Below are 15017 nucleotides of genomic sequence, written 5' to 3' on the forward strand. Positions count from 1 at the left end.
AGCGGCAATTGAAATCTTAGAAAATAATATCAAATTTTACCTTAAAAATCAATTTATTTTTTCTGAGAATTTTGTGAGTTGAATTTATAATTACTTTTGATATAATTGATTTAATTATGTCTAACCTACACAGCAATTCAATATTTTGGATAGAGGTTGATAAGATCAACCCCAACCCGTATCAACCAAGAAGGGAGTTTGATGAAGAGAAGCTTGGCGATCTTGCCGAGTCTATTCGTCAGTATGGCATCCTACAGCCGTTAGTCGTCACCAGAAAGGAGTTTGAGACGGATACGGGCATTCGAGTAGAATATGAACTTTTAGCCGGTGAAAGAAGGCTAAGGGCGTCTAAAAAGGCAGGTCTTTTCCAAGTGCCTGTTATTATAAGAAACGATGAAAGCTCAAAGGTTAAATTAGAGATTGCCATAATAGAGAATCTCCAAAGAGAGGATTTGAATCCTATTGAAAAGGCGAGAGCTTTTAAAAGACTTGTAGATGAGTTTAAGTTAAAGCACCATGAGGTGGCCGCTAAAGTCAGCAAGAGCAGGGAATTCGTATCAAATAGTATCAGGATATTAGCCTTGCCGGAGATCATATTGATGGGGTTAAGCGAGGGTAAAATAAATGAAGGTCATACGCGCCCGCTTCTTATGCTTACCGACAGGCCTGACGATCAGATGACTCTGTTTGAAGAGATAATAGTGAGGAAGATGACTGTCAGAGAAGCGGAAAGTATTGCCAGAGGGATAGCAAGAGAGCGTGTTAGGAAGCAAGATATCCCGATTGATCCTGAGACTCAGAATATTGAAAACAAGCTCTCTGACGAGCTCGGGACAAGAGTTCAGCTTGAGAGGATAGGCGAAAAGGGCAAGATAGTTATAAATTTTTTTTCAATGGAAGAGTTTGAAGCGCTACTCCTAAAGCTCGGGAATAAAGAGCCATCTAATACTAATACAGATAACTATGGCGCGTTATATTCTGAGTCTAATAATAGAGATAATAATCCTTCCGGCAACTTAAATAATATTGAAGATTTTCCAACTGCTCTTTCTCAGTCTGTGGATACTGACAATGATAGCGCTTTAGATAACTTTACAATCTAATTCTGGAAGTAACTTCTCTCACTTTCTTTATATTTTCAAGTTTTGATTTTATCTTATCAAATTGAATATGATTCTTCGGTGTGAATAGGAGATTTATTATTTTAAATTCACCTTCTTGTCTTGAGTTTGTGTTTTCTATATTGGCTCTAAATTCCGAGAAGACAGAAGCGACATCTTTTAGAAGGCCTACTCGATTCTCAGCTTTTATTATTATTTCTATTTTTTCAATATTTTTAATATTTTTCTCCGGAGTATCGGAAGGTATATAGCCATATTTTTTAAGTGATAATTTTATCTGTTTTTTAGCAAGGGTTGTTTTTGCATTTTTCAGCCATACTATATTCGGTTTCTTGTCTTTTATAGTTTGTACTTCTACAATATCACCGTTGTTTAAAATAGTATCAAGTGATGAAAATTTTTCATTTATTTTGGCGCCGCTTGCTTTATTTCCTATTGCAGAGTGTATAGCGTAAGCAAAATCTATTACAGTGGATCCTTTTGGTAGGTCTATCACATCACCTTTCGGTGTAAAAGTGAAAACACGATCTTCAAAGAAATCTATCCTCAAGTTTTCTAAAAAGTCTTCAGGATTTGATACGTCTTTTTGCCAATCAAGAAGCTGATTTACCCAAGCGAGCTTAGGATTTGAGACCCAGCTCTTCTTAGCCACATTTTCTTTATATGCCCAATGAGCGGCAATACCATATTCAGCTTCTTTATGCATTTTTGCTGTTCTTATCTGTATTTCCACGATTTTTCCCTTATCGGTAAAAACGGTAGTATGCAGGCTCTGGTAGCCATTTAATTTAGGAAGAGCGATGTAGTCTTTTATCCTGCCTGGAAGAGGTTTCCATATTTTATGTATAATACCGAGAACCCTATAACAATCTTCAACATTTTCAACGATAATTCTCATCGCTGCCAGGTCGTAAACACGCTCTATCTGCATCTCGTTATCTTTGAGTTTCTTATACAGGCTCCAGAGGCGTTTTACTCGTTTGTTAATACTTAAGGGTTTGACACTATCTTTTGCAAGTTCTGTCTCTATTGTGTGCTTAACTTTTAATAAATGTTTTTCACTTTCTTTAATTTTTTCCCGGGAGATTTTTTTTACTATTTTGTATTGTTCAGGGTGAAGATAAGGGAAGACAAGATCTTCAAGTTCTCCTTTGAAGTAGCCCATACCGAGCCTGTTGGCGAGAGGAACATATATTTCAAATGTGTCCAGCGCTATTCTTTTTCTTTTTTCTTCCCTGACATATTGCAATGTCCGCATATTATGAAGTCTGTCAGCGAGTTTTATAAGTATTACGCGAATATCTCTTGCCATGGCAAGAAAGAGTTTTCTCAAGTTTTCTACATGCCGTTCCACTCCATGGTATTTTAATTTACCAAGTTTTGTCGCTCCTTTTATGAGGTTTAATATTTCTTCACCAAATTCTTTTCTAATATCTTTTTCTGTTACAGCGGTATCCTCTATTATATCGTGGAGAAGCCCTGCGGCAATAGTGGCAGTATCTAGATGCAGAGAAGCTAAAATCTTTGCTGTTTCAAAAGGATGAGAAAAGTAAGGTTCCCCGGAGAATCTTTCTTGTCCATTATGAACGTTTTTGGCAAAGGTGTAAGCCTTCTCTATAATCTTAACATCCGCCTCTTTAGGTTCTTTAAGCAAGCTTAATATTTCTTGTAAGTCGCATTCCATAAATTTGGTATTTAGGTTGACTTTTCTAATCATTTTATTATACAATAAATAAAGAAAGTTGAAAAGCCAATGAGGTATGAGAAACCCATAATCCTTAAAAAGGAGGTTGTACAGTGGGGAATGTTTTGTTATTTAAAAAAAGAGAAGAACAAGAACAAGAGAAAAGGAAAAGGGAAGATGTTTTGGATGATTTCGATCCGTTGTTCCCTGGGGAAGAGGAGGTTGATGGTCGGGTTGTGATTTTCATCGGCAACTGTTAATAGATTTTTGTTAGAAAACGGGAGTGAAAAGAGGGGAGGTGAAAAATGGCAGAGCTATTAAAATTTCATAAAGTCCTCCATGAAAATGGTAATTTTTTTATGGAAGACGAGCCTGAATCCCTTCTTCTTACAGGTAAAGAAAATTTCGGAGGCATTGTAATATTTAAAGAACATATAGATTGTTATTCTCTGTATGTTCTAGACAAGAAAAGAGTTTTAGAAAAGCCGGCAGTGACATAACATTGTCCTCCGGCTTTTTTTATTTTCTTTCTTCTGATAACAGCGTCTTGAGTTTTAATATCGTTAGTAAAGTTGTTTTTGGAAATACTCTTAATGTGATTTCCAATTTCATCAATACTTTGTTCGATATGTTGAAGAAAAATTTTAGGGTCTTTTCTCATAAATTATTTTTTCGTCTTTTAATATAATATCTTTGAGAAGAGGATTAATAGATTTATATGTTAAAAGATCAACTTTTTTATTAAGCTTTTTTTCTAACTCAAATTGTAGACTAACCAAATCTAAAAGACTTTTTCTGCTTCTATCTTTATATTTTATTAAAATATCAATATCACTCCTTTTTTTCATTTCCCCTCGCGCGGCAGAGCCGAAAAGCGCCGCCTTGGTGACTCCTTGGCGTTTTAAAATAGGCACTATTTGCTTCTTGATGTTTGTGATGGTCATTACTTTCATTATCCACAAAAAGCGCAGTATTGACAAGAACTCCCAAAGGAAATTCCTTTGGGAGGGGGTTGATTTTACTTCTTCAATTTATCCGGTCTGTGATTCGGGCAGTTTTTATCAGAGCATCGGTCGGGGATGGTCTTGGTCCCTTCCATCATTAGTGATCCGCAGAGTTTACAGATATTTCCCGTCGGTCGGGATTTCATAGCGAATTTGCATTTAGGGTAGTTAGAGCAGGAGAAGAACGGGCCAAATCTGCCGCGTCTTTCAACAATTTCGCCTGCGTCTTTCTCATTCAGGCCTGCCTGCCGGCAGGCAGGGCATTTAACTCCTGTTTTAGCCTTGGCTTCTTCTTCGGGGCTTTTCTTTATAAATTTGCATTTAGGATAATTAGCGCAGGAGATGAATTTACCAAATCTTCCTTCTCTCTCTATTAGTTTGCCGCTACAGTCCGGGCACAGTTCACCTGTCTCTTTAGGGCCTTCCATTTCCGAACCGTCCATTTTTCTGGCCCCTAGGCAGTTCGGGAACTTAGCGCAACTTAGGAATTTTCCTGTTTTTGCAAGCTTGATAACCATTGGCCCCTTGCAGACAGGGCATTTCACATTTTTATCAGCTTCGCCAAGATTTGTAATTTTCTCCGCAGATTTTCCTTTTGTTTTTACTTCTTTAGAAAAAGGTTCATAGAAGTCTTTGAGCATTTTTTCATACTGTCTTTTTCCGTCAGCTATTTCGTCCAACTTATTTTCCATTTCTGCGGTGAAAGAGTCACTGATGTACTCACTGAAATTATTTTCAAGAAATGTGCTGACCACATCGCCAGTGTCAGTCGGATGCAAAGTTTTGCCTTCTTTTGTCACATATCCGCGGTCATTGATAGTTTTAATGATTGAGGCGTAAGTTGATGGCCTGCCAATTTCGCGTTTTTCCAGCTCTTTTACTAAGCCAGCCTCTGTGTATCTTCCTGGTGGTTCGGTTTGCTTTGCTTGGCTCTCCATATTAATTAACTTCAAGTTTTCATTTTTGGATATTTTCGGTATTTGAGTTTCTTCGCCTTGCGCCATTGTGTCTGCTGAAAGCCACCCCGAGAAAATAGTCACGCTTCCGTTTGCAGAGAAGTTTGGGATAGTGTCACCACTTGCGACATTAGCCGATACTTTTGTCTTCATCATTCTGGCGTCAGCCATCTGTGAAGACACAGTTCTATCCCATATCAATTTATATAATTTTTTCTGTTCGTCTGTTGCGCCGGCAATTTTTTGGCTGAAATTTGTCGGACGAATCGCTTCGTGCGCTTCTTGGGCATTCTTACTCTTAGATTTATATACCCGGGGAGAAAGGTATTCTTTTCCGTATTGTTTTTCTATCTCTTTATAGATTTGAGGAAGAGCGTCTTTACTGATATTCACGCTATCCGTCCTCATGTATGTGATAAGACCATGTTCGTAGAGTTTCTGCGCGATACCCATAGTGCGCGAGGGAGAAAATCCCAAACGAGAACTGGCTGATTGTTGCAGAGTGGAAGTGGTAAACGGTGCGCGCGGAGACCTTTTAGCTTCGCTTTGTTTTATTTCTATAACTTTCCAAGGATTACTGCGCGCTATATTCAGTATGCGGTTCGTTTCTTTTCCATCTTTTGGTTCTTCGTCGCAAGTTAAAGTGAGTTTGTCTTTTCCTTCTGTTTCAAATTCGCCGGTAATCACCCAATAATTTTCCGGCACAAAGGCGCGAATCTCGCGCTCGCGCTCCATGATTATCCTAAGTGCCGGTGATTGTACACGTCCGGCCGATAGCCCATAGCGAACCTTTTTCCAAATGAGGCCGGAAAGGTCATAACCGACGAGCCTGTCTAAAACGCGGCGCGCTTCTTGCGCTTTTACCAAATTAGCGTCAATATCGCGGGGATGTTTCATCGCTTCATTAACAGCATTTTCGGTTATTTCATGGAATACTATACGCTTCGGTTTTTTAAGTCCGCAAGCTTCTTTGATGTGCCAAGATATAGCCTCGCCTTCGCGGTCGGGGTCGGTGGCAAGTATCACTTCATCGGCTTTTTTTGCCAACTCTTTTATTTCTGCCACCACTTTTTCTTTTCCTCTTGATATCTCATAGTGAGGCACAAATCCGGCTGGGATATCAATTGCTTTTTTGTTGCTCTTAGGCAAGTCGCGAATATGCCCCACGCTCGCGCGAACGATATAATCGCCTTTTAAATATTTAGATATTGTTTTTGTTTTTGTTGGCGACTCGACGATAATTAATTTTGTCATTACCTATAAGTAGTAATATAAATAATTTTTTTTTGCAAATAACAAACTGTTTATATGTTTCTAAAAATTTTTCCACCCGTCTCTTTTATAAGTCCTTTTATTTCCATTGTCATAAGAAGAGGATTGAATTCTTTCAATGTTAATTTTGTATTTCTTAGCAACTCATCGCGTTCTATCGGCTCGCTCAGCATATCAAGTATCTGTTTTTCGCTATCGTTGAAATTTATTTCTTCTTGTTTTGATGTTTGCGGATTTAAGCCTAATCCTTCAATCAATTCAGCGCTTGATGTTATTGGTATTGCGCCTTGTCTTATGAGTTTGTTTGATCCGGCAGAATTTATAGAGAAGATTGACCCTGGTACTGCATAAACATCTCTGTTGTATTCAAGGGCGAGGCGGGCTGTGATAGATGTTCCTGAGCGTTCAGGCGCTTCTATTACGAGTATTGCATGTGAGAGTCCGGCGATAATTCTGTTTCTTATCGGAAATGTATGTATGCCAGCCGGCATTTCAGGTTCAAATTCTGAGAGGAGCGCTCCTCCTTTTTTTATAATTTCATCGGCTAACCGATGATTGCTTCTCGGGTGAAGGACACTCCTATCTATGCCTGAGCCTGGTATAGCAATTGTTTTTAGTCCTTGACCCAGCGCAGACCTGTGCGCAATAGCGTCTATACCAATGGCAAGTCCGCTTACTATGACTATATTACAGCCCTTGAGTCCTTCTATGATTTTTTCGCAGGCTTGTTTACCGTAAGCGGAGAATTTTCTTGTGCCGACTACGCCTAAGAAGATAGAATCCTCGCTTGGAAACTCTCCTTCTATATATAATTGTTTGGGAGGGTCGGGAATTTCTTTCAAAAGGGAAGGAAATTCACTGAAGCTCATCTTTCGGCGAGATTTTAGTTTTTCGTCTGACATGTTGTATATTTTAACATTTTTGATATTATATGGATATAATCTTTAATTTTCAATTACCAATCTTCAATTTTCAAATGACTTTGAGCCTGTCCGATTATTGGTAATTGAAAATTGGTAATTGAAAATTGCTTAAAATATGCTGGATATAAAATTCATAAGGGAAAATCCGGACTTGATAAAAGAAGCCGCTCGTAAAAAGAAGGTTGATTTTAATGTTGGCGAGCTTATAAAAGTTGATGATAAGAGGCGGGATTTGATTTCTATCGTTGAAAAAGCCAGGGCCAAACAGAATGAAGTTTCAGACAAAATTTCCAAGCTTGCCGGCGAAGAAAGAGGGATTATCATTTCAGAGATGAAGGAGCTTAAAGAATCTCTCCATAAAGATGAAGAAGAATTGAAAAAAGTTGAGCTAGCGTGGCAGACTCTTATGCTTCAAGTTCCGAATATTCCGGATATTTCTGTGCCGGAAGGGGGCAGTGATGAAAGTAATCAGGAGATACGAAAGTGGGGCGAGATACCTAAGTTTGATTTTGAGCCGAAAAGCCAAGTTGAACTTCTTGAGAGCCTTAATCTTGCGGACTTTGTTCGCGGGGCGAAAGTTTCAGGTTCTAGAAGTTATTTTCTAAAAAATGATGCCGTCCTTTTAACGATGGCTCTTTGGCATTTTGTTATTGATGCTCTAAGGGAAAGCGGTTTTGAAGATGTGTTTTTTTCTCCATCTCTTGCAAGAGAAGAAAGTTTTATCGGTACCGGTTGGTTGCCTCAGGGCAGAGAAGAAGTATATCAGACTCAGGATAATCTTCTTCTCACAGGGACAAGCGAGGTTTCAATGATGGCATATCATAAAGATGAGATTTTAGATACATCTGAACTGCCAAAGACTTACGTCGCTTTTTCTCCTTGTTATAGGAGGGAGGCGGGCAGTTATGGCAAAGACACGAAGGGACTTGTCAGGGTGCATGAATTTTATAAACTGGAACAGATAGTGCTTTGCGAGGCAAATCACGAAGAGTCTGTACGTTGGCATGAAGAAATTACTAAAAATTCCGAGAAGATAATGCAAGCGCTCGGCATCCCGTATAGAGTGGTTGTAAATTGCGGAGGAGACCTTGGACTTGGCCAGGTTAAGAAATATGATATAGAAGCTTGGGTTCCAAGCGAAGGCAAATATCGCGAGACGCATTCGGCTTCTTATTTTCATGATTTTCAGACGCGACGTCTTAATATTCGTTATAGAGATAAAGATGGAAAGGTTCGCTTTGTCCATTCTCTAAACAATACGGCTATCGCCACTCCGCGCTTTTTGGTGCCTCTTCTTGAGAATTATCAGCAGGCGGACGGGTCGGTGGCAATCCCCGAAGTTCTGCGAAAATATATGAACAAAGAGATAATTTCTTAAGATTGACCAAAATGATTTTTTTTGAAATCCGCCGTGGCGGATTGACCAAAAAAGCCTTTTTTGGTAAGATGTTTCAATGCTTAAAATAAGATTAAAACGAGTAGGAAGGAAACATGACCCGAGTTTTAGGGTTGTTCTTACTGACTCAAGGAAAGCGGCTAGCAAAGGAGAAAAAGAGCTTTTAGGAACTTATGACCCTCGTCGCAATAATTCAAAATTAAATGCCGATAAAATAAAAGAATGGATGTCCAAAGGCGCTCAAGTTTCAGATACAGTTTATAATCTACTTGTTAATTTAAAGATAGTTGATGGGAAGAAGAGAGATGTTCGTCCAACTATCAAAGTTGCTGAGAAAGAGTCAGTCGTCGTTAAAGAAGCAAAAGAAGAAGGCGTAGCTACTGAGGTTAAAGAAGAAGAGACTAAAGTTACAGAATAATAAAAATTTGACTTTAAATATAGAGTCCGTGTATTATGTGTTTAAACAGGTAGCGCGGTTGGTCGATAGCTACTCATTTATAAGATAAGATAAAGTTTCAGAATAAAATGAAAAATACAGATCAGGAATTTCTTGAATACGTTGTTAAGTCGCTTGTTGACAATCCAGATGCCGTTAAGGTAGATAGGAAAGTTGACGAGATGGGTGTTCTTATTACACTTAAGACTGACCCTGCCGATATGGGAAAAATAATCGGTAGAAGCGGAAATACTGCGAAAGCCATCAGGACTCTTCTTAGGGTTGTGGGTATGAAGAACAATGCCCGTGTTAACTTAAAGATTGAAGAGCCGGAGGGAAGCACGAGGTCAAGCGTTTCAAGAAGTGTTGATGAGGCCATAGACGATTTGAAGATCTAATCTTTTAAATTCTATTAAATACAAAAACCGTCCGTCCGCCAGCTGGCGGACGGACGGTTTTTCTTATGGTAAAATGATATACAATGACAACCTTTCATATAATTACAATTTTTCCGGATATTTTAGATTCATATCTTAATGAGTCCATCTTAAAGCGCGCTCAGAAAAACAAACTGATTAAGATAAAGGTATATGATTTAAGGAAATTCAGTAAAGATAAACATAAGAAAGTAGATGCTAAGCCTTATGGCGGCGGGCCCGGTATGGTGTTCAAAATTGAACCAATTGTTAGGGCGATTGATTCAATTTTAAAAATCAAAAATCAAAAATCAAAAATAAAAGATAAAACAAAAATCGTTTTATTTTCACCAGTCGGTAAACAGTTTAATCAAAAGTTGGCCCGAGACTTTTCAAAGAAGTATAAGGATATCATCTTGATCGCTGGACGATACGAAGGGATTGACGCTCGAGTGAAAAAGATATTTAAAGCGGAAGAAGTTTCTGTCGGCCCTTATGTATTAACAGGCGGGGAGCTTCCAGCGATGGTGCTTATTGATTCTATATCTCGACAAGTTAAAGGAGTGCTTGGGAGTGATAAGTCTCTTGAGGATGAAAGAGGGCTCGGCATACCGGTTTACACTCGACCGGAGATAGTGAAGTTTAAAGATAAGAATTATAAAGTGCCCAAAATCCTTCTATCTGGTAACCATAAAAAGATAGAAGAATGGAGAAAAAAATATACAGTGTAAATATTTGGCGGTTCAACCGCCACAACACCTTGTTTTGCTTCGGGCATCACTTGGCGGTTAAACCGCTAAGTGACTTATCCCCAATATTTCTTTTGTTTATATATTATGTAAAGTAAAATAAAAACAATATGAAAAAAGAAAATATAATCCAATCTTTAAAAATAGTAGCCCTAGGTCTTATGGTTGCCGTCGGCTTAAGCTACGCTTTCGCCTGGACCGCGCCAACTTCTAATCCGCCAAGTGGTAATGTTGCGGCGCCGATAAACGTGAGCGGAGTGAGTCAGACAAAGACAGGTTCTTTATGGTCAGATAATTTTATCGGCTCTTCCGGAGGAGGATATTTTGGTGGAGATTTAGAAGTGGCAAACGGCAAAGGAATCACTCTCGGCGGTGTTTATATGACCAGTTGGCCAAGTGGTGGTGTTGCAAATTGGAATACCATGATTAATAAACCTGCAGGGTTTGCTGATAATGTGGATAATGAGCAGGTGAAAAGTTCTAAGATATATCAATGTCCCACATTAGGGGTTAGTAGTTGTCGTAATACTTGTAATGGTCAACTTACAACTGGAGCTTCTTGTTATTATTATTCTTCTGGTTGTTCTAGGGGAATGGACGGTAATCCTAGAATAAATGCATCATGCACATTTTTAGGCTATTTAGTTCAATAATATAGAAATAATAAGAAAGAAAAAATTATTAAATAATTTTAAATTTAATCTTGCAAAACTCGCCCTTATCGGCGGGTTTTGGTATAATTTAATAATGGATGAAATAATAAAAAATTTTCCCAAGCAATTTGAATTTAATCCCGAGATTATAAATATAGATAATTTCAAGCAGAAAGATAGATATATAGTCTGCGGTATGGGTGGCTCTCATCTATCGGCTGATATATTAAGACAGGCATATCCAACCTTGGATTTGGTAATCCACAATAATTATGGCCTGCCGGAAATGTCTGGCGAGAGAATGAAAGAAAGATTAGTGATAGTAACTTCTTACTCAGGTAATACGGAGGAGGCGGTGAGCTCTCTTCTTGGCGCTATAAATAAAAATCTCAGTGTGGCCGTCATCTCAAGTGGCGGTAAATTGCTCTCACTTGCTAAAGAAAATAATCTTCCGTACATAGAGTTACCCAAGGAAGATATCCCGCCGAGGATGGCGCTTGGTTATAGTATAATCGCCTTGTTGAAGCTTATCGGTGACGGCAGTAAGTTAGAAGAGGCGAGGAGCTTGGTCGCTTCTTTAGACATTAAAGGTCTTAGGGAGACAGGGAAGAGCCTGGCCGAAAGACTTAATGGGAGCATTCCGCTTGTGTATGCCTCTGCCGAAAATAGCGCCATCGCTTATATCTACAAGATTACATTTAATGAAAGTGTGAAGATCCCTTCTTTCTATAATCTTTTTCCGGAGTTAAATCACAACGAGATGGAAGGCTTCGATGTGAAGACAAACAGCTTGTCGGGTGAGCTCTCAGAAAAATTTCATGTTATATTCTTAAAAGACAACAATGATCACCCAAGAGTAGTGAAGAGAATGGAAACTACAGCGAAGCTCCTCGGACATATGAGTATGACGACACTGGAGCTTGAAAGGGGAATCGCTCTTCATAAAATATTTTCTGCCATTATCGTCGCTTATTGGGCAAGTGTGTATCTGGCCGGAGAATATAAGGTGGTTTCTGGTCAGGTGCCTTTGATAGAAGAATTTAAAAACATTATTAAATAATTTATGAGTATCTTTAATAAAAATTTTTGGAAATTTTCTCTTGGTTTTACCCTCATTATTATCGTTGGACTTTTAATTATGGCTACTTTAGGTCAGGCTTATTAAGATGTTTACAAGGAGAGATTTTACATTAACTATAATCGCCGGCATACTGACCGGCATTTTATCTTTGCCAATATTGAAGAACTTAAGAATAGACTTCCGATACATAAGAACATTCTTTATTGTCGGAGTGCCGTTATCTTTTATTATCGGGGTTTATATATCTTCATTTTTTGCCAGGAGGTTTGTGTGGATATACCAGTTTTCAAAATACGCCTCAGTCGGCTTCTTGAATACAATGATAGATTTCGGCGTTTTAAACTTGCTCAGTCTTATGACGGGTATTTATTCGGGTGGTTATATAATAGTGCTTAACTCAGTCGCCGCTATCTTCTCCACGACTAACGGATATTTTTGGAATAAGTATTGGACTTTCGGATCGGAAGAAAAAGCTCATATGAGAGAGTTTATCTATTTTGCCATTGCCGGCTTCACAGGACTTCTTATAAACACTACTGTCGTCTATTTTATCACGACCTTCACCCGCCTTCCTGGCGGTGTGGACGGCCCCCTGCTTGAGAACACGGCGAAAGTCTTCGCCACTATTGCTTCTATGGCTTGGAATTTTTACGCTTTTAAATTTCTAGTGTTTAAGAAGTAATTTCTTCGCGGATTTTTTGAAAATAAGCGGAGTTTAAGTTATACTGTTATTTAATGGAAAGCGCAGTTTTATATAGGAAATACAGACCTAAGAAGTTTGCTGAAGTCTTGGGTCAAGATCACATTGTAAACATTTTACAAAACGCGGTGAAGCTTAAGCGCATCTCCCACGCGTATCTTTTTGCCGGGCCGAGAGGCTCGGGAAAGACGAGTGTGGCTCGTATCTTAGCAAGTGAAGCAGGTGCATCATTAAATGACGTCATTGAGATAGACGCCGCTTCAAGCAGGGGTATAGATGAAATAAGAGCCTTGAGAGAGGCAGTGCGCCTTTCTCCGCTCGAGTCGCCGTATAAGGTCTACATCATAGACGAGGTCCACATGCTCACTAAAGAAGCTTTTAATGCGCTTTTGAAGACACTTGAAGAGCCTCCGGCTCATGCTATCTTTATTCTTGCTACTACAGAACTTGATAAAGTGCCAGTGACTATAATATCTCGTTGCCAGAGCTTTCAATTCCGTAAACTGCCGGAAAGCATCATTCAAAAGTCTATTATCAATATCGCCAAGAAAGAAGGGTTCACGATAGATGACGAGTCCGCAGGACTCGTGGCTCTTCTCTCTGACGGTTCTTTCCGCGATGCGCAGTCACTCTTAGATCAGATTATCTCCGGCATAAACGGCAATGAGATTAAAGGCAATGAAGTGAGAAGATTTCTTGCTGTGCCACAAAAGGAGCTCATAGAGGATTTCATAATAGCTATTTTAAAGAAAGACACTGAAAAAGGCATAGAGCCGATAAGGAAGATGAAAGAGGCCGGTCTTGATGTAAAAATTTTCTTAAAATTAGTATTGCGTGATTTGCAGTTTATCTTACTTATGAAGATAGATAAGACTATAGTTGGAAAACTGGAAGATATGCTAGGGGAGAGCGAGTTTAAATTTTTGGAAAATTATAAAAATGATGAAAGTGTATCTATAGAGTCGCTTGCCAGAGCGCTTAATATCCTTCTCGGCTCTTATGATTCACTTGGCAGTAGTTACTTACCGGATCTTCCTCTGGAACTTGCTCTTGTAAAAATATCCGCTTAACTTAATCTGTGTTTTATCTCACTTGGAGATGAGGCCTCCAAGTAGAGGTTTACTTATTTTGTGCTCTTACTCTGTAGTTTTTCTTTCTCGCACAATGTGCATTGCCACTAGAAAAACAGCTATTAAAACTGCAATAAGGCTGAAAAATTTTAGGCGTTCACCAGCTAAAATAGCCTCACTTGCGTATGTGGTGATAAGGACAAATGGAATTTCAGCTAAGAATGTAATAGCCATATATTTCGCAAAAGGATAACGCATAATGCCAAACGCGTATCCAAGCTCGGCTGGTAATGCAATGCGAAGTAAGAGTAACATATAAAAGCGAGTATGCTTTTGTATTTCTACAACCCACTTATCAAAACGTTTAATGGAAATAATATAACGAAATAATGGTCCGCCGATATGTCTTCCCGCATAATACGCTATGATATCCCCAATAATCCATCCTATAAAAAGAATTATCATAGTGGGTGCTACCCCCCAGAGAGCCACCGCGACAGGTATAAGCGGTATATTAGTAAGTGGACTTAAAAGCGCTGACAAAATAGCGATCAATAAGAAAATAAAAAATCCCAATAATTCGTTTTGCCTGACATATCTTTCAAAAAATATAGCTGTGTCATAGAAGGCTTCTTGCACTGCGCTAAAATACCAAAACAAAATCACGGCAACAGCGACAATCCCAATTATAATCAGTAATCGTTTATACATAGTCATAGTTTATCACGATGTGGTTACAGCGCGCCATGTTTAGGATCATAATATCAAGGTGTCACTTTGATAGAGGGCTCTAATTAAACTCTAGTAAAAGCGCCGAGTGGTCTGATACCTCTTCCGGTAATACTTTAAATTCCTTCGCGTCTATTCCATTAGTTATAAATACATAGTCAGCATACTTTATCGGTTTAGTATAAAAAGATGTTCTTGTAGAGATGATGTTGTGTTCCTTGATCAGATTTCTGAGACCGTGCTCATCGAACATTCTAAGACTCTTGGTCCCAGGAAGGAGATTGAAATCACCGCAGAGTATAAAGTCGCCCGAGAGACCGCTTACAAATTCTAATATATTTTTTGATTGATTTATTCTGTCTTCACTATCATCTTTTCCTTGGCCGTTCCATAGCCCGTGGAAGTTTATTATAGTAATCAGTCTGCCATCGGTCTCCAGTGTTACATACTGGATATTGCGCGCGTGTGTACCAAGGTCTCCTTCGGGGACGTAACCTCTATGTTTATATACGAATATATCTCCATCTTCAATTACTTTTAAATTTTTCTTTATGAGGATTTGGAGGCCGTAGTTGACGGCAAGGTGAGGATGGAAATAGGATGTATGTCCGGATAAGACCCCTGCTATCTCTTGCACTCCTTTAGTCATCAGTTGTTCATAAACTAAATCAACGCCACCGGCTTTACGTTGCCCGAAGTTATGAGGACGAAGCCACATTTCCTGTAGGCAAAAAATATCAACGTCTTTATATTTTTTAAAGAAGTCTAAAAACTTTTCTTTTCCGGCTTTTCCTCCCCATGTGTTTAATGTAATTAATTTCATTATG

The 15017-nt window shown here is 38.8% G+C and carries 16 protein-coding genes; 10 read left to right on the top strand and 6 right to left on the bottom strand.

Annotation, left to right across the window (positions count from 1 at the left end):
* The first annotated feature begins 116 nt into the window (after positions 1–116).
* Entirely contained in the window at positions 117–1103 is a 987-nt protein-coding gene (locus tag NUV40_03790) for a ParB/RepB/Spo0J family partition protein (protein MCR4342991.1), read from the top strand.
* Here NUV40_03790 and NUV40_03795 read toward each other — a convergent pair.
* Positions 1093–2805, bottom strand: coding sequence for a RelA/SpoT family protein (locus NUV40_03795; protein ID MCR4342992.1), 1713 nt, complete (start codon positions 2803–2805; stop codon positions 1093–1095). The genes NUV40_03790 and NUV40_03795 overlap by 11 nt on opposite strands.
* Before the next feature lie 305 nt (positions 2806–3110).
* Here NUV40_03795 and NUV40_03800 point away from each other — a divergent pair, with 305 nt between their 5' ends.
* A complete protein-coding gene (locus NUV40_03800) occupies positions 3111–3305 on the top strand; it encodes a hypothetical protein (GenBank protein MCR4342993.1) in 195 nt (64 codons plus the stop codon).
* Positions 3306–3449: 144 nt separating this feature from the next.
* Here NUV40_03800 and NUV40_03805 read toward each other — a convergent pair whose 3' ends face one another.
* From NUV40_03805 to dprA, 3 genes are all read right to left on the bottom strand, one after another.
* A complete protein-coding gene (locus tag NUV40_03805; protein ID MCR4342994.1) occupies positions 3450–3749 on the bottom strand; it encodes a nucleotidyltransferase family protein in 300 nt (99 codons plus the stop codon).
* 74 nt (positions 3750–3823) lie between these two features.
* Positions 3824–6019 carry a type I DNA topoisomerase gene (gene topA / locus NUV40_03810; GenBank protein ID MCR4342995.1) on the bottom strand — a complete coding sequence of 732 codons (2196 nt, stop codon included), beginning with the start codon at positions 6017–6019 and terminating at the stop codon, positions 3824–3826.
* Between the two features lie 50 nt (positions 6020–6069).
* A complete protein-coding gene (gene dprA / locus NUV40_03815; protein MCR4342996.1) occupies positions 6070–6939 on the bottom strand; it encodes a DNA-processing protein DprA in 870 nt (289 codons plus the stop codon).
* A 136-nt stretch (positions 6940–7075) separates the two neighbouring features.
* Here dprA and serS point away from each other — a divergent pair, with 136 nt between their 5' ends.
* The 8 genes from serS to dnaX all read left to right on the top strand — a co-directional run bounded on the left by serS (position 7076) and on the right by dnaX (position 13461).
* A complete protein-coding gene (gene serS / locus NUV40_03820) occupies positions 7076–8338 on the top strand; it encodes a serine--tRNA ligase (protein MCR4342997.1) in 1263 nt (420 codons plus the stop codon).
* 76 nt (positions 8339–8414) lie between these two features.
* Positions 8415–8774: a 30S ribosomal protein S16 gene (gene rpsP / locus NUV40_03825; protein MCR4342998.1), complete on the top strand. Its 360-nt coding sequence runs from the start codon at positions 8415–8417 to the stop codon at positions 8772–8774.
* Positions 8775–8881: 107 nt separating this feature from the next.
* Complete coding sequence (locus tag NUV40_03830) at positions 8882–9190, top strand: KH domain-containing protein (GenBank protein MCR4342999.1); 309 nt, start codon at positions 8882–8884, stop codon at positions 9188–9190.
* A gap of 83 nt (positions 9191–9273) precedes the next feature.
* The gene (trmD, locus tag NUV40_03835) at positions 9274–9939 is read left to right on the top strand and encodes a tRNA (guanosine(37)-N1)-methyltransferase TrmD (GenBank protein ID MCR4343000.1); all 666 of its coding nucleotides are present in this window, start codon (positions 9274–9276) and stop codon (positions 9937–9939) included.
* Between the two features lie 128 nt (positions 9940–10067).
* Entirely contained in the window at positions 10068–10610 is a 543-nt protein-coding gene (locus tag NUV40_03840) for a hypothetical protein (GenBank protein MCR4343001.1), read from the top strand.
* A 94-nt stretch (positions 10611–10704) separates the two neighbouring features.
* Positions 10705–11670, top strand: a complete 966-nt coding sequence (locus tag NUV40_03845; protein ID MCR4343002.1) for a hypothetical protein — start codon at positions 10705–10707, stop codon at positions 11668–11670.
* A 106-nt stretch (positions 11671–11776) separates the two neighbouring features.
* Positions 11777–12373 (top strand): GtrA family protein, encoded by a 597-nt coding sequence (locus tag NUV40_03850; protein MCR4343003.1) that lies wholly within the window; start codon positions 11777–11779, stop codon positions 12371–12373.
* A 53-nt stretch (positions 12374–12426) separates the two neighbouring features.
* Positions 12427–13461 carry a DNA polymerase III subunit gamma/tau gene (gene dnaX, locus NUV40_03855; GenBank protein ID MCR4343004.1) on the top strand — a complete coding sequence of 345 codons (1035 nt, stop codon included), beginning with the start codon at positions 12427–12429 and terminating at the stop codon, positions 13459–13461.
* A 66-nt stretch (positions 13462–13527) separates the two neighbouring features.
* Here dnaX and NUV40_03860 read toward each other — a convergent pair whose 3' ends face one another.
* Together NUV40_03860 and NUV40_03865 are read right to left on the bottom strand one after the other, a co-directional pair.
* On the bottom strand, positions 13528–14172 hold the full coding sequence (locus tag NUV40_03860) for a VTT domain-containing protein (GenBank protein MCR4343005.1): 645 nt from the start codon (positions 14170–14172) through the stop codon (positions 13528–13530).
* A gap of 79 nt (positions 14173–14251) precedes the next feature.
* On the bottom strand, positions 14252–15013 hold the full coding sequence (locus tag NUV40_03865; GenBank protein MCR4343006.1) for an endonuclease/exonuclease/phosphatase family protein: 762 nt from the start codon (positions 15011–15013) through the stop codon (positions 14252–14254).
* Positions 15014–15017: the final 4 nt, after the last annotated feature.

Source organism: Patescibacteria group bacterium, from assembly GCA_024654625.1.
Classification (GTDB): Bacteria; Patescibacteriota; Minisyncoccia.